Annotated in this window: 10 protein-coding genes and 1 pseudogene; 7 read left to right on the forward strand and 4 right to left on the reverse strand. The window is 62.6% G+C overall.

The genetic code is table 11. The annotated features are described in order from the left end of the window. Positions 1-104: 104 nt before the first annotated feature. A complete protein-coding gene (locus ABMA59_RS17775) occupies positions 105-1,349 on the reverse strand; it encodes a phytanoyl-CoA dioxygenase family protein (RefSeq protein ID WP_349006719.1) in 1,245 nt (414 codons plus the stop codon). A gap of 642 nt (positions 1,350-1,991) precedes the next feature. Here ABMA59_RS17775 and ABMA59_RS17780 point away from each other — a divergent pair. The 7 genes from ABMA59_RS17780 to ABMA59_RS17810 all read left to right on the forward strand — a co-directional run bounded on the left by ABMA59_RS17780 (position 1,992) and on the right by ABMA59_RS17810 (position 10,551). After that, on the forward strand, positions 1,992-3,566 hold the full coding sequence (locus ABMA59_RS17780) for a type I restriction-modification system subunit M (protein WP_349006720.1): 1,575 nt from the start codon (positions 1,992-1,994) through the stop codon (positions 3,564-3,566). Beyond that, positions 3,563-4,087, forward strand: coding sequence for a hypothetical protein (locus ABMA59_RS17785; RefSeq protein WP_349006721.1), 525 nt, complete (start codon positions 3,563-3,565; stop codon positions 4,085-4,087). The genes ABMA59_RS17780 and ABMA59_RS17785 overlap by 4 nt, the downstream gene beginning before the upstream one ends. After that, positions 4,084-5,262: a restriction endonuclease subunit S gene (locus tag ABMA59_RS17790; RefSeq protein ID WP_349006722.1), complete on the forward strand. Its 1,179-nt coding sequence runs from the start codon at positions 4,084-4,086 to the stop codon at positions 5,260-5,262. The genes ABMA59_RS17785 and ABMA59_RS17790 overlap by 4 nt, the downstream gene beginning before the upstream one ends. A 713-nt stretch (positions 5,263-5,975) precedes the next feature. Then, complete coding sequence (locus ABMA59_RS17795; protein WP_349006723.1) at positions 5,976-6,455, forward strand: hypothetical protein; 480 nt, start codon at positions 5,976-5,978, stop codon at positions 6,453-6,455. Positions 6,456-6,589: 134 nt separating this feature from the next. After that, positions 6,590-6,892, forward strand: coding sequence for a BrnT family toxin (locus tag ABMA59_RS17800; protein ID WP_349006724.1), 303 nt, complete (start codon positions 6,590-6,592; stop codon positions 6,890-6,892). A 4-nt stretch (positions 6,893-6,896) separates the two neighbouring features. Then, the gene (locus tag ABMA59_RS17805; RefSeq protein WP_349006725.1) at positions 6,897-7,097 is read left to right on the forward strand and encodes a hypothetical protein; all 201 of its coding nucleotides are present in this window, start codon (positions 6,897-6,899) and stop codon (positions 7,095-7,097) included. A gap of 16 nt (positions 7,098-7,113) precedes the next feature. Then, entirely contained in the window at positions 7,114-10,551 is a 3,438-nt protein-coding gene (locus ABMA59_RS17810; RefSeq protein ID WP_349006726.1) for a DEAD/DEAH box helicase family protein, read from the forward strand. Positions 10,552-10,851: 300 nt separating this feature from the next. Here the strand turns inward: ABMA59_RS17810 and ABMA59_RS17815 are convergent, their stop codons facing one another. From ABMA59_RS17815 to ABMA59_RS17825, 3 genes and pseudogenes are all read right to left on the reverse strand, one after another. Further along, entirely contained in the window at positions 10,852-11,961 is a 1,110-nt protein-coding gene (locus tag ABMA59_RS17815) for a calcium:cation antiporter (protein WP_349006727.1), read from the reverse strand. A 336-nt stretch (positions 11,962-12,297) separates the two neighbouring features. Next, positions 12,298-12,611, reverse strand: a pseudogene (locus ABMA59_RS17820) (integrase core domain-containing protein); the annotation flags it as partial. 114 nt (positions 12,612-12,725) lie between these two features. Continuing rightward, a complete protein-coding gene (locus ABMA59_RS17825) occupies positions 12,726-16,142 on the reverse strand; it encodes a S8 family serine peptidase (protein ID WP_349006728.1) in 3,417 nt (1,138 codons plus the stop codon). Positions 16,143-16,198 lie beyond the last annotated feature (56 nt).

The following is a 16,198-nucleotide window of genomic DNA, read 5'->3' on the forward strand; positions in this document are numbered from 1 at the left end:
GGCCCGCCGCCAGGGCGGTAGACACAGCTTCCAAATGAAAACGGCCGGACAATCGCCCGGCCGTTTTGCATTCCGGAAGACGCCGCTGTCGGCGGCGTCAACTCTCAGATGTAGTTCTGCATGAAGCGGACGCCGGCCTTGCCTGCATATTTGCGCACGTGGGCGGCGGCGGCCTGGATGTCCTTGCCCTTGTTGGTCTGGGCCATCTCGACCTTGTGGTCGGAGCCGGCGAGCGGCCGGCCGAACAGCGAGTTGGTGTACTGGACCTGCGCCATCAGGCGCGATTCCGTTTCCGGATGGGCACCCTTGTGCAGCGCGCTGGTGTCGACCAGGAACACCGTGCCGCGCTTGCCGAGGATTTTCGTCTCCTCATGGGCGATGCCGTGCTCGGCGATCTTCTGGTCGGAGTGGCGGCCGTCGGCCCACAGCGCGTCGGGACGGTTGCGGTGCGTGCCGCGCAGCAGGACGTGCGGGCCGGAACCCATCTCGACGTCCGTCAGATAGACGAACATCTTCACGAAACCCAACCGGTGCATGTCGTGGTGATAGAGCTGCGCCGTATCCGAGAGCTGCTTGTCGTTCTTCGCCTTGACGAAGGAATTGAGGAAGGCGATCGGCGTGTTGAAGATCGGCGGCACGCCCATATAGGCCTGCACGATCGACAGCAGCAGCGGATCGGCGGAGATCTGGTACATTTCCTCGAAGGTCGACAGCCAACGCGCGTCGCCCTTGATCTGCAGCGGCGCGCCGGGCTTGCCGTCCATGCAGGCCTGCACCTTGTCGCCATGGCCTTCGACCAGCTTGCCGAGGATCTTCTGCTTGAGGCTTTCGACGATGGTCTCCGGAATGGTGAACTTCGCCTTCCAGTAGCCGTGCTGCTCGAGGTGGCGGGAGGCACCCTGGACCACCTTGGCCCAGGCGTCGGCGGTCTCGTCCTCGCCGTCCTCGCCGTTGACCAGGCTCACGGTGGTGTCGTCCATCGCGTCGCCGGCCGGAGCGGCGGCGGGCTTGGCGGCAGCCGGCTTGTCGCCGTTGACTGCCGGCACATAGTCACCGAACAGGGTCTGCGACATGTCGTAGCGGGTCTTGCGGATATGCGAGGCGATGACGTCGCTGAACACCTTGTTGCTCTTGCCCTTCGTCTCGGAGAAGGCGGCGCGCATGTTCAGATATTCGTCCTGGTCGTTCACGCTGGTCTTAGCGTATCTGCTATACGCGTCCGCGGCGCGGCGGGCGCGCCAGTTCGGCTCCAGATAATCGCCGATATTCTGACGGAGGTCCTCTGCGGCGATCTGCTCGAGCTGGATCGAATCGTTACGGGCCTCGATAAGAATCTTGTCTGAACTCATAGTGCAATCATTCCTCTTCCCGGCTGGGTGAATGGGCTAGCAATAGATGAAATGACACGACTGTTAAAGCCGGTTCGGCCACCTTGGCTGGCGCTTCCGTGGACCTCACGGAATTTCCTGATCCTATAATCCGTCCCGACGAGGAGCTTCGATGTATCGGGCGTTTCTCGATTGTCTTTGGCGGTCGTCGCCGCTGTTGGCTCATCGAAGATAGCCACCCAACGGTTTTGAAGCCGCACATCGACCAAATCTTTTTGACCCCATGATGACGGATGGTGAGGCCGGTTCCATATCCCAGAATTTTCGCGATCACAATCTTGATTAATCCAGGACACTTTAACGAGTTCCTGTCCGACCGGCAGCGCGAGGCGGCGATCCCGAACGTCGTTGGACCGGAAGGACGGACTGCCTTGCGGCCTGCTCCTGCGCTCCACGCTTGGCCCGCGCCTCCATGCGCGCCGCTTCACGCCGATGCCCGTGCCGGTCGCTGGTGGCTGCGATATGCCCAACGCAGGGCAGGGCGTCTCCAGGTCTCGGACACGGTGCGCGACACTGCGCGATCGGCCTGCTAGAAGAGCGCGACGCGAGAACCTGCCTGCGCTGAAGGCAGCTCTTATCAATCATGGCGTTGCTTGAGGGAAAATGATCACAGGTGAACTGCGCTCGAAAATCGACCAGGTGTGGAACGCCTTCTGGGCGGGCGGCATCGCAAACCCGATCGAGGTGATCGAGCAGATCACCTATCTGCTGTTCATGCGGGGCCTCGACGAGGCGCATACGCGCGAGGAGAACCGCTCGAACAAGTTGAAGCTGCCGATGCGCCGCTGGATTTTTCCGGAAGGCACGGACGGCATCGGCGCCGGCGGCGGCATCGCCTACGAGGACATGCGCTGGTCGCGGCTGAAGAACCGCGACCCCGCCACGATGTTCACGATCGTGTCGGAACACGTGTTCCCCTTCCTGCGCTCCATGGCGGAGGACGGCACGGCGCATGCCACGCACATGAAGGGCGCGCGCTTCACCATCCCCACGGCGGCGCTGCTCGCCAAGGTGGTGGACCTTCTCGACAACATCCCGATGGAGGACCGCGACACCAAGGGCGACCTCTACGAATACATGCTCGGCAAGATCGCCAGCGCCGGCCAGAACGGCCAGTTCCGCACCCCGCGCCACATCATCGCGCTGATGGTCGAGATGACGGCGCCGACGCCGAAGGACGTCATCGTCGACCCGGCCTGCGGCACCTGCGGCTTCCTGGTGGCGGCGGGCGAATATCTGCGCGACAACCATCCGCGCCTGTTCATCGAGCCGGAGACGCGCGACCATTTCCACGAGGAAATGTTCCACGGCTTCGATTTTGACCAGACCATGCTGCGCATCGGCTCGATGAACATGACGCTGCACGGCGTCGAGCGTCCGGACATCCGCTACAAGGATTCGCTGGCGCAGGAACATGCCGGCGACAGCGACCGCTATTCGCTGCTGCTCGCCAATCCGCCCTTCGCCGGCTCGCTCGACTACGACACGACGGCCAAGGACCTGCTCCAGATCGTCAAGACGAAGAAGACCGAGCTGCTGTTCATGGCGCTGTTCCTGAAGCTCTTGAAGCCCGGCGGGCGCGCGGCGGTCATCGTGCCGGACGGCGTGCTGTTCGGCTCGTCGACCGCCCACAAGGAAATCCGCCGCATGCTGGTGGAGGATCATCGTCTCGACGGCATCGTAAAACTGCCGTCCGGCGTGTTCCGGCCCTATGCCGGCGTGTCGACGGCGATCGTGCTGTTTACGAAAACCAATTCCGACGGCACCGACCATGTCTGGTTCTACGACTGCCAGGCCGACGGAATTTCGCTGGACGACAAGCGAACCCCGCTGCTGCCGCCGGAAAAGATCGGCCCGACGCCGGGCTATGTCGAGGCCGGCCATTTCGTCAACATTACGCTGGGCCACGAGGAACTGGCCAAAAACAACCTTCCGGACATCGCCGCGCGCTGGGCTGAGCGGACGGGCGCGGAGCGCAGGCGGGCGCGCACCGACCAGAGTTTTTGTGTTCCCAAGGCCGACATCGTCGCCGCCGGCTACGATCTTTCCATCAACCGTTACAAGGAGGTGGTTCACGAGGCGGCAGAACACCGGCCACCGAAGGAAATCATTGCGGAACTCAAGGCGCTGGAGAAGGAGATTGCGCAGGGGCTGGAGGAACTGGAGGCGATGCTGTGAGCGAGCCCGAGCGCGTCGATCATATCGATGTTGAGTTCAGCCCTCCTGACGTCGGTTGGATTGACATCACGATAGCCACTGCCGCCCAAAAGGCCGAGCTTTCACTCAGTCAGGTGTTCGATCCATTTGACGGGGAGTTTACCGGTTGGCTCGAACGAATAGTCTGTGAGCCACGGGCGGCGTTGGAATTCGACGTCGAAGGCCCAATCGCGATTTTCGCGGCAGAACCGATCGCGGCAAGCGAAGATGTAGTCTTTTCTCTCATGCTCCGGCTTCACACAAACGAAGAGGAGAATGAGTTCGAGTGCATTATCCCCCGGCGCAGGCTCGTCAGCGACTTCTACAATTCGCTGGTGCAATTCTGGGAAAGCGCGGTGGTCGCCGAGAAATGGCTCGAGTGGATGTATATGTATACCGATCCTGATGATATCGCCGAGCTTGATGAGCGTTATCGACGACCTTGGAGTGTTCGCTCTGAGGTTGTGGACAATTATCTGGCTAGTTCTGAGTTGGGACGATGAGTTTTAAAATCGTTCGACTCGATAGAGTTTGTGAGATTAATCCAAGGTCACCAAAATCGCTTGCCGATGACGAAGTTGTTTCGTTCTTGCCGATGGCTGCTGTGTCGGAAGACGGCTTTATCCTCTTTGAGGAAGATCGCGAAGCGCGCGCCGTAAAAAAGGGCTTTACTGTTTTTGAGCGAGGCGATGTTCTTGTTGCCAAGATCACGCCCTGTTTCGAAAACGGAAAGGCGGCAAGAACCGACGCTCTCGCCAACCCGGTTGGCTTCGGGTCAACCGAGTTTCATGTCATTCGCGCCGGTGATGAAATTGATTCTTCTTATCTGTTCCACCTGATTTGGAACGCGCGCCTCCGAGAGACCGGCAAGATGAACATGACTGGCAGCGCCGGCCAGAAGCGTGTCCCTGCCGATTTTCTCAAGCGTCTTGAAATCCCCCTCCCGCCACTCCCCGAACAGCGACGGATCGCTGCGATCCTGGACAAGGCGGATGCGTTGCGCCGCAAGCGCAAGCGCGCCATCGACCTGCTCGACGGACTTACGCAGTCGATCTTTCTGGAAATGTTTGGCGACCCTATAGGCAATCCCAAGGGATTCAAGCGGGGCAGGATCGGGGACTTGTTGATCGAAACACAATACGGGACCAGCGCGAAGGCCGGTGGCCACGGTGCTTACCCGATCTTGCGTATGGGCAACATCACAACCGACGGGAAGATCGAGACGGAGGATCTGAAGTATATCGATCTGAACGCGCGAGAGCTTGAAAAATATACTGTTCGTCGTGGGGATATTCTGTTCAATCGAACCAATAGTGCCGATCTCGTCGGCAAGACAGCGGTCTTCGATCTCGATGAGCCATATGCCTTCGCCGGCTATCTCGTCAGGGCGAGGACTAAGAAAGGGATAAGCCCCTACTACATTTCGGCCTATCTCAACTCGCGCCATGGGAAGGCAACCTTGCGGGGTATGGCCAAAAGTATTGTCGGGATGGCCAACATCAACGCGAAGGAAATGGCGTCCATCCCAATTCTCGTTCCTGATGGTGAGTCACAGCATCGCTACGCAACCGCCTTGGAAGCGTTTGGTCTCCGTCAACGCATCTTCCACGAGCAACTTGGCCTGGCTGATGCTCTATTCTCAGCCCTGCAACACAGAGCCCTCTCGAGCGGCCTTTAGGAACGCGTATGCCAACGACCTACATCCTCGATCTTCCTGGACGTATGACTGAGCGAGGTTTTTGGCTGTACGTCTGGCTAGTGAAGACCGCTGAAGATGAGTTGCTCTACGTCGGTCGCACGGGTGACAACTCAAGTCCATACGCATCTTCCGTATACAGAAGGATGGGTCAACATCTGGGCGACGCCGATAACACAAATGCGCTTCTAAAATACTTGCGGCGGCGATTTCCCCACCGGAGGATTTGCGATTACGAGGCGTTCCGGATGATATCGTATGGTCCGATCTTTCCGGAGGTCGAACGCCACGCGGACTTTGCGTACAGAGTTCAACCGCATTGGGGTGCAGCAATGGCGCTTCATGAGCCTTACCGTGATCGCATGGCTGCCTTGGAGCATAGGCTGGCATCCGAATTGGAGCGAGCCCGATATGTCGTTATGAATCCCGTGCCCGCAGGTGGCGTTCTAAATGAAGCCGATTGGCTACCGGTGCGCGAGGCGTTTGCCGAACATTTCCAACGGCTCGCAGACTAAAGCCGATGTTTGCTGTTGCTTCCCCTCACTGACTAAGTGGGTACGAAAACCAGCGCTTTCGCCACCAAAAAGAAAAAATCTTGTCCAAAATCAACGCATCGCGAGATTGTGGTCGCCCAATCCATCCCCGCCTTTGCAACCAAGCGCACAATGCCCCCCGAAAATTGGCAGGAGGCACCGATGGACTTGGCGATGGAGGATTACCAGCAGGCGCTCAGGCGCATCGCGGTTTTGCTCATTGCCCTGGCCGGGTTGGCCGAGCGTGTGGCCGGCCGGTCGCGACCGCTTCGCGGACTGGTGATCTGGCTCCTGCGTCCGGCCGAGGCCGCCGCGCGGGAATTCGTTAGCGAGGAATTGGCCGGCGCGCCCATGCCGCCGGCGCCGATAATGGTTCGGCGGGGCGGCGACAGTCCCGCCGAGGCGATCCGCCTCGCTCTCTGCCTGCGCGCGCTGGCCTCGGCGCTGGACGATATTTCCGCGAGGGCGGGCCGGCTTGCCGCCCGCCTCGACCCGCATCGCACCGCAAGGGCAGCAGTTTCCGGCGCGGCGCCGTATCCCGGTGGTTCGCAAGGCTCTCGTTCGCGCCAAACGTCCAACTGCAACCCGGGCGAGCATCGCGATCCCAGCCGTCAGCCATCGGCCCAACCCGACACGTCATGACCGCCGGGCTTACCAAACTCTAGAAATCAACTTGCGATTTCATGGTCTTGGCGTAAGCCTTGGGCCATGTCCAACTTTGCCTTCCTCGCCGCCGAGTTTCCCGCCGTCCACGAGGCGGCGCTGGGCCTCGCGCCGTGACCGGTATTCGTCTTGAATTCGACTGGGATCCGGGCAAGGCGGAGACTAACCGCCGCAAACACCGCGTGAATTTCGAAGAAGCGATGAGCATCCTTGCCGACCCGCTTGCGCTGTCGCGGCTCGACGACGAGTCTAGCGAAGGCGAGGAAAGATGGGTTACGCTGGGCAGGAACGGCGCGGGCAAATTGCTGGTCATGGTGCACACCTTCGTCGAACTCTCCGGCGAGAGGGCCGCAATACGCATCATTTCGGCCAGGGCGCCGACGCGCCGCGAGGTCAGGCAGTATGAAAGCGGGTGATTCAATGAAGGAAGAATACGATTTCTCCGCCGCCCAGCGCGGCAAGTTCCACCGCGCGGGCGCCCGTCTCGTACCGCCGGTGCATCTCGAGCCTGACGTGCTTGACTATTTAACCGAACGCGCTGCGGCGCGCGGCGTCTCGTTGAGCACGCTGGTCAACCTATTATTACGCAAGGACATCGAGATGATCGAGGCGGCCGAATAGACGACCCGCCCCGCATATGTCCAACTTTGCCTTCCTCGCCGCCGAGTTTCCCGCCGTCCACGAGGCGGCGGTCGAGGCCGAGCGTCAGGCGGGCGTGTCGCCGACGGCGGCCGCCTTCTTCGCCGGCAAGACGGTCGAGGTCGCCGTCAAATGGGCGTTCCGCAACGATTCCGGGCTGAAACTGCCCTACCAGGACAACATCGCCGCGCTGCTGCACGAGCCGAGTTTTCGCCGCGCCGCCGGCGAGGCGGTGTTCGCCAAGGCAAAACTGATCAACACGCTGCGCAACCGCGCCGTGCACGAGGAAAAGACGATCCGGCCGCAGGACGCCGCCGGTGCCGTCAAGGAACTGTTCCATGTCTGCTTCTGGCTGGCGCGCACCTATGCGCGGCGAGATAAACCGGCCGAGGGTCTGGTCTTCGACGCCTCCGTGCTGGCGCGCCGCGACGAGACGCTGAAGCGGGCATTCGCGCATCTCAAGGCGCAGCAGGCCGAGCTCGATGCCAAAAACGGCGAACTCGCAAGACTGCTCGGCGACAAGGCCAGTCTCGACGAAGAACTGCGGCGGCTGCGCGCCGAGGTGGCGGCGACCCGCCGTGCCGCCGAGGCGACGCCGTCGACGCACGACTACAACGAGGCCGAGACACGCGACCGCTACATCGACCTCTTGCTGCGCGAGGCCGGCTGGGCGCTCGACCGGCCGGAGGACACCGAGTTCCGCGTCGACGGCATGCCCAACAACGAGGGCGTCGGCTTCGTCGACTATGTGCTGTGGGGCGCCGACGGCAAGCCGCTCGGGCTGGTCGAGGCCAAGCGCACCCGCAAGGATGCGCGGCAGGGCCAGCAGCAGGCGAAACTCTATGCCGACCGGCTGGAGGCCCGCTACGGCCAGCGGCCGGTCATTTTCTACTCGAACGGCTACGAGCACTGGATCTGGGACGATGTCCGCCATCCGCCGCGCCAGGTCGGCGGCTTCTACAAGCGCGACGAGCTGGAGCTTCTGGTCCAGCGCCGCACCGGCCGCAGGAAACTCGCCGAGACGAGGCTGAACACAAAGATTGCCGGCGACAGGCGGCCGTACCAGCAGCGGGCCATCCGGTCGATTGCAAAGGCCTTCGAGGAGGAGGGCGAGCGCAAGGCGCTGCTGGTCATGGCGACCGGGTCCGGCAAGACGCGCACCGTGATCGCGCTGGTCGACCTCCTGATGCGGGCCGGCTGGGTCAAGCGCGTGCTGTTCCTCGCCGACCGCGTCGCGCTGGTGAACCAGGCGGCGGGCGCCTTCAAGGCGCACCTTCCGGATTCGGCGCCGGTCAATCTGGTCACCGAACGGACCAGCGAGGGCAGGGTGTTCCTGTCGACCTATCCGACGATGATGAACCTCATCGACGGAAGGCAGGAGGGCAGGGCGAAGTTCGGGCCCGGCCATTTCGACCTCATCGTCATCGACGAGGCCCACCGCTCCGTCTACCAGCGCTTCCGCGCCATCTTCGACTATTTCGACAGTTTCCTCGTCGGGCTGACGCCGAAGGACGAGATCGACAAGAACACCTATTCGCTGTTCGATCTCGAGGACGGCGTGCCGACCGACGCCTATTCGCTGGAGGAGGCGGTGGCCGACGGCCACCTCGTGCCGCCCTTGGCCATCTCCGTGCCGCTCAAGATCGTCCGCTCCGGCCTGCGCTACGACGACCTCTCCGAGGAGGAGAAGGACCAGTGGGACATGCTGGAATGGGGCGAGGAGGACATCCCCGACAGCGTCGACGCCGCCGAGGTCAACAAGCGGCTGTTCAACACCGACACAGTCGACCAGGTCATCGCGCACCTGATGCAGAACGGCCTGAAGGTCGAGGGCGGCGACCGGCTCGGCAAGACCATCATCTTCGCCAAGAACCAGCAGCATGCCCAGTTCATCGAGGCTCGCTTCAACGCGGCCTACCCATCGCTTGCCGGGCATTTCGCGCGCGTCATAACCTATGAGAGCGGGCCCTACGCGCAGACGCTGATCGACGACTTCTCGAGGAAGGACAAGGCGCCGCACATCGCCATCTCCGTGGACATGCTCGACACCGGCATCGACGTGCCGGAGGTGGTCAACCTCGTCTTCTTCAAGCAGCTACGCTCCAAGACAAAATTCTGGCAGATGATGGGCCGCGGCACTCGGCTCTGTCCCGACCTGTTCGGCCCCGGCCGGGACAAGGAGTTCTTCCGCGTCTTCGACTACTGCCAGAACCTCGAATTCTTCGGCGCCAATCCGCAGATGAAGGAGGCGAGCGCGGCTAAGTCGCTGTCGGCTCGGCTGTTCGCGGCGCGGGTCGACCTCGTTCGCGCTCTGGATGACAAGCGCCAGAAGGGTTTCGAGGCGGGTGATCAGGCGCCCTATGACGGGCCAGCCGCGCCGGAGACGCCGCCGAGCGAGGAGGAGGTGGCCGCAAGCGCCCTGGCGGTGCTGCGGGAGACGATTGCCGGCCTGAACCTCGACAACTTCATCGTGCGTCAGAAACGCCGCACGGTCGAAAAATACCGGGAGGATGAAGCCTGGACTTCGATCGACGAGGATAAACGCTGCGAGCTCGTCGACGACATCGCGCCGCTGCCCTCGTCGCGCGAGTTGGGAACCGAAGAGGCAAAGCGCTTCGACCTCCTGATGTTCCAGCTTGAGCTTGCCCTGCTGAAGGGCTCGAAACGCTTCGAGCAGTTGAAGAAGCAGTTGCTGGAGATCGCCTCGGCGCTGGAGGATCAGGCCGCCATTCCCGGCATTGTGGCACGTGCCGCGCTGATCGAAGAGATTCAAACCGCCGGGTGGTGGGAGGGCGTGACGGTGCCGCTGCTCGAATTTGTCCGCCTGCGGCTGCGTGACCTGATCCAGCACATCGACAAGGGCAGGAAGGCGGTGGTGTATTCGAACTTCGCCGACGAAATCGGCATCGGCGAGGAGATCGAGCTGCCGCAGGTGGGCGAGGCCGATTTCGCGCGCTTCAAGGCGAAGGCCCGTCATTTCCTCAACCGGCTCGACGGCAACCTGGTGCTCGACAAGGTCCGGCACGGCAAGCCGTTGACGGCCTACGACCTTGCGGAACTCGAGCGTCTCCTGCGTGAGTCGGGCATCGCCGGGCCGGAGGATATCGCACGGGCGAGGGATACCAGCCATGGCTTCGGGCGCTTCGTGCGCTCGCTGGTGGGGCTCGACCGGGCCGCCGTGAATGAAGCCTTTGCCGGCTTCATCGCCCATGGTGGCGCCACGCACCAGCAGATCGAATTCATCGGCCTGGTCGTCGAGCACCTGACCGAGAAGGGCTCCATGGATCCTGCGATCCTCTACGAGGCGCCCTTCGTCGACATAGCTCCGACCGGCCCCGACCAGGTGTTCGACAACGGCCGGGTGGAGGAGCTTTTCCGGCGCATCGAAGACTTCAATTCGAGCGCCGATGTGGCCGAGCGGATGGCGCCTGCTTAGGGGTAGCGCAGTTTCGATGGTTCGGCGGCCGGACCCGGGCGGCCAGGCGGAGGTCACGCTGGTCACCCAGTATCCGGCGACGATGGCGGGACGAGAACATGAAAGCACTGCCGGTCAGGGCGAGACGAACCGAAAGGCTGAGCGCGTTGAACCCGGTCAAGAACCGGAGCGGTTAGAATTTCCCAGGTTACGGTTAGGTGGCACGGCCAGCGCTATCAAGGACGGCGCCAGCAACGACGTCATCGGGACGCATAGCGGCAATGATTGCGCTCACCGGCAGGTGGGCCTCGTCGCGTCGCGCTACGGAACAGCGATTAGCATCAGGTAGGCCACGAACACGACGACATGCACCAGGCCGGTCAGGACGGTGGTGCGTCCTGTGCTGAAGCTTACGACGCTAATCGACAGCGCCAGAATCAAAATCACGGTATCTCCTGCCTCCAGCCCCAGCGTGAGCTCGCGGCCGCTGAAGAGGCTGGCCACCGCCACGGCCGGTATTGTGAGACCGATCGTGGCACATGCCGAACCCAGCGCGACGTTCAGGCTGCGCTGAAGTTCGTTGCCAAGTGCCGCGCGAATTGCCGAAAGTGCCTCCGGCAACAGGACCAGCGTGGCGATGCATGCTCCGATGATCGCATCGATGTGTGTAACTCCCACTGCGGCCAGCCCATCTTCCGTCGCAGCGGCAAGTTGCTCGGCCAAGAGAACGATGCCGGCCAAACCGGTTGCCAACAGCAGGGCGCTCACGACGGTGCTTTTCTGATGGGACCCATGCCCGTTTTGAGCCGCCTCTCTCTGGAATTCTTCACGGAAGTCGTCCTGATGGCGAACCGTCTGCGAGAAAAGGAATGCGCCATAGAGCAGGATTGACAGGATGCAAACAAATTCCAGTTGCAGTGAAGAGAACGTGCCTGGACTGGTTGAAAGCGTGTAGTTCGGCAAGATCAGGGTCAGCACCGACAGTGCCATCAGCACGGCCAGGAATGCGCTGGTCCCCTGTCGCCGCAGATCCTGGCTCCGATGGCGCAAGCCGCCCAATGTCAGGCATACGCCGACGATGCCGGTCGTGACGATCATCACGGTCGAGAAAACCGACTCCCTTGCGAGCGCCGGATTGTTTTCGCCATGAAGCATCATCGAGACGATGACCGAGGCCTCGATGATGGTAACCGAAAGCGTCAATATCAGCGTGCCGAACGGCTCGCCGACAACACTCGCCAAAGCCTCCGCATGATGCAGGACCACGAACACAGTCGCGACCACCAAGCCAATTACGAGGGCGGAAACCAGAATGGTGAGGGGCAGAGACCAGCCTTCGGTCGAGCCGCCGCTGGCTCGAAACCCGAGAGCGCACCCCAGGCACACGACCGGAAGAAGAAGCCGTACTGCCGACTGCCAGTGCAAAGCCAAGGGTAACATCTCCTCCGCCGACATCCCGGTGCAGGTAAGCAGAGATCAAGGCGAGTCCTTGTATGCTTGAAGATGGCCTTCACTGAAAGTCCCTCGGGTTGGCCTTTATGGTGTCGACGTGGAGATCGGGGACGTAGATATCGCTGGGCTTAGGTCCTTTGCGCGAAAGCGTTCGCGGATCGAGACGGGGCTGACGTGATGGAATTCATCGCCGCGACCGTGAGGCAGCAGAAAGGATGCATCACGGCTGCCGACGTTGTTCCGATCGGCAGACAGGTCTGTGAGCCGGTGGGCGATCAGGTGCACTGGCCCGCTGCGGGTTTTTCGGACACCAGGTTAAGCTAACATAGCTTTCTCCTCGGACTCGACAGGGCTCACATATCCCAATGTCGAGTGCCGTCGCCGAGGGTTGTAGAAGCGCTCGATGCAATTGAACACGTCCACCCTGGCGTCATCCCGCGTCCTGTAGACCTTGCGCGCTGTGCCTTCGGGCTCGAGGGACGAGAAGAAGCCCTCCATTGCGGCATTGTCCAGGACATTGCCCGACCGGCTCATCGAACAGGTGATGCCGTGATCGGCCATCAGACCTGGAACTGCTGGTTGGTTTATTGCGATCCCTGGTCGGAATGGTGACGCAATAGAGGTGGCTTGTCGATCTCAAGGTCGAGCTATCTGGTGGATCTCGGCAGGGGCGGGGGCGCCAAGCCGGAGTATTCCTAAAGCCGCCTGCCGGACACAGTGTCCGGCAGGCATCGCTGAACGTGTCAAATCACTACGAAATCGGCGGCGGTCAACGCCAGGCCCGTGGACAGTGTCGCGAATTTCACGGCCGCCGCCCCGCCGGCCCCATCGGCGTCGTAGAACAGTGAACCGCTGTTGGAGTTGTAGATGATGCGGTCGTCGGCATCTATCGGTGCCAGGAAATTGTCCTTGAAGAGAGCGGCAGCCAGAACGCCGGTCGACGTCAGCGCGGTAAAGACTGCATTCTCCAGCTGGATCGTGTCGTCGGCGACGTTGAAATCGGTGATCTTGTCGACGTTGCTCGCGCCAAGCGCTGACGAAAACACGAAGAAGTCCTTGCCGCCGAGGCCCGTCAAAGTGTCGTTGCCGCCCTTGCCGTCGACGATATTCGAGCCGGCATTGCCGGTCATCGACTGCGCGATCTCGTTGCCGGTGAGGTCGATGCCGGAGGTGCCGGACGAAGCGGTGGTGGTGATTTGTTCGACCCGCACCCCCGCGCCGAGACCATAGTCCACCGCCGCCGACACCCGGTCGGCGGTTCCCTGGGTTGACGTTTCGACGATCACCGTTGCGGCGCTGCGAACGATGTAGACGTCGTTGCCGCCGAGCCCTCGGAGGAGATCGCCGGCGCCGCCGCCGTCGGCCAAGATATTAACCCCGGCATTGCCGATGATCTCCTGCTTCAAGGCATTGCCGGTGAGGTTGATCGCCGTGCTGCCGGATGACGATGTGGTGGTGAGAAGCTCGATGTCGTCGTCCGCGGCGAGAACGTAGCTCACCCGCGCCATCACCCGGTCGGCGCTGCCGTTGCCGGCCGTTTCGACGATGACGTCGGCGGCATCGTCGACGATCAACTTGTCGTCGCCGGCGCCACCCTCCAGAATGTCGATGCCCTTGCCGCCGTCAAGCGTGTCGGCGCCACCCAACCCGAACAGGCGGTCGTTGCCGAGCAGCCCGTCGAGGCTGTTGGCGAGGCTGTCGCCGACAAGCCTATCGTCCAGGTTGAGCGCCGCCAAGGCGGCGTTGGCATCGATCAGCCCGGCACCCGACAGCTGGCCGTCGCCGGCGCCCCCCATGTCGTGCGCGGTCAGCCTGATCGTGTCGTAGATGTCGTCGATCGAGGCATTCGGGTTGCGCTGCATGAGCAGGGCCGCGACGGCGGCGGCATGCGGCGCGGCGGCGGAGGTTCCGAAGAAGTTGGGGAACGCACCGGCGTCGTCCGTGTCGCCTCCGAAGAACGTCGTGTCGGCGCCGTCCGGCGCGGTGATGTCGGGGCCGGCACGGACGAGCGGCGTCGGCAGCCGGTTGCCGGCCGTGTCGAACAGAATCGGCGTGCCGCCCAGCGACGAAAACCACTCGCTGACTGCCGGGTCGAGCCCGAACTCCGGCGTATCGCCGAAAAACGCGGCCGCGACGCCCTGCGCGATTGCCGCGTTTGCGTGGCCGGCATTTGTCGAGGATTGGGTGTCGAACTCGTCGAGGGTGAACCCGGTATCGGTATAAATCACTGTCTTGAGGAGATTGGCGGTGCTGCCGGAAGCCCGCGCAATTGAAATGTTCATCTGGGTGGGATCGGCCCCCGTGTATGTGACGTCGAAGATCTCCACTGCGTCGCCGCCGACGACGGAGGACGCCGCGATGACGCTGTTGATGATGTTGCCATTGTTGTCGGTCAGCAGGACGTCGTAGTCGCTCACAGCGCCCTTTCCCGCGGACACCGAGGAAAACGGCTCGTCCCACTGGAAGGACAGAAGCAAGTGGTTCGTATCACCCCCGGTCGCCGTCGTCCCTGCGAAAGTAAAGGATTGCGTCGTATCGACGCCCGCGCCCGCATCGAAATCGTGCAAGTGGGCGTTGGTGATCGCGACTGCGTTGTTGTTGGTGTAGCTGATCGTCTTGCCGCTATCGACGAACGTCGCCTGGTAGGAATCGTCGGCCGAATTACCCGCCGCCGAATAGTAGGCTGCGCCCCTGGTGAATGCGAGGTCGGCCGACTGGGCGATCACGCCGTCCTGGAAGAAAGGTTCGGCGAAATAGCCGACGTCGTCGACGACCACGTCGGAGCCCGCGGTGATGAGATCCTGGATGCCGTTGGCGAAGTCGGCCTGGCCGAGGAAAGCGGTCCGGAACTGCAGAGCCGCGCCTGGCGCCACGTCGTGGACGATCTCTGCCATTGCGCGCCCCTCGTCCGCGCCGCCCGAGGCCAGGTCCTTGAGGACCAGCACGCCGCTGGCCGGTAGGTCCCCGGAGGCGATGCCCGTGGCCGCGCCGCCGAGATTGTTGAAACTGTCGGACATGATACCGACGGTCACGCCCGAACCGTCGAGGCCGAAGGCGGCGCGCGCATCGTCCGAATGCATCGAGGCATCGCCCTGGCTTGTCACCGCGCCGACATTGCCGAACGCCATGGCGGCACGCGCCTGGTTCAGATTGGCGAGTTGCGATGCCTCGGCAAGGGCGTCGACCGGCAGAAGCCCGCTCAACAGATTGCCCCAGGTCGAGCCATGCTGAAGGCCCAGCGCCTCAAGCTGATGCAGCAGCCCTGCGATGTCGCCATTTGCCGACGAAACGTCGATCGCCACCATGCCGTCCACGATGGTCATTTGCGGCACGGTGGCCGAAACTCCAGCGAAACCGGCGTCCTGCGCGGATTGTCTTCCCAAGAAACTGTGGTCCTGCGCGAAGGGAATCCCGAGGGCGAGGTGGGTGAGATCGCCACCCAGCTTGCTGGCAACGGCGGCGAACAGCGCCGATGCCGGCGTATCGGCGACAAGGTCGGTGGCAGCAACGGTGCCGGTCGTGGCTGGTATTGCCGGCGCAGCGTCCTCGTGCTTGCCGGCGAAACTCAAGCCGGCCGCGGAGCCGAAATCGGCATTCAGCGCCGTGCGGACGGTGAAACCATGCTTGTCCGCGCCGAACGTCAGTGCACCGTTAACGGCAGCGCCGAAGACATCCCCGCCGGCAGTGCCCGGCTGCATGCCGTCGAGGCCGCCGCTGACACCGGGAAGGATGCCGCCGGCCGCGCCAGAATTGACGACGACAAGCGTTTCGCCAGAGCCGGCTTGGCCCGCGCCCGTGCCGGCGGCGGCACGGCTCGAAATGGTCGAGGCCGAACTGGCGGCACCAAACACAACGGAGGCGCCACCGGTTGGCGCCTCTGCTCCGGCGATGAAGCCGCGGGCGGTGACCTGCTCGCCGCCGTCCGATTTGTCCAATGCATCGAATGCGCCAGCCTGACCGGTAGCCGCGAGCGCAAGGCCGCTGGCGCCTGTCTCGACAGCATCCCCTTCACGCTCCTCCGTCTCGCCGACAATGACCTCGTAGCCACCGAAAGATCCGTTGAGCAGGGCGTCGAGGAAGCCTTGCCGGAAGACAAACTCGTCGTCTCCATCTGCTGGTGTCAAGACGGCTGCGCCGCCGTGTGGGAAATTCCGTGTCATGATTGCCCTCCTGGTTGCCGCCCGGCACTCGGCCGGACGGGCACGTTATTTTATGT

Origin of the sequence: Mesorhizobium yinganensis (genome assembly GCF_040081985.1) — a bacterium.
GTDB lineage: Bacteria > Pseudomonadota > Alphaproteobacteria > Rhizobiales > Rhizobiaceae > Kumtagia > Kumtagia yinganensis.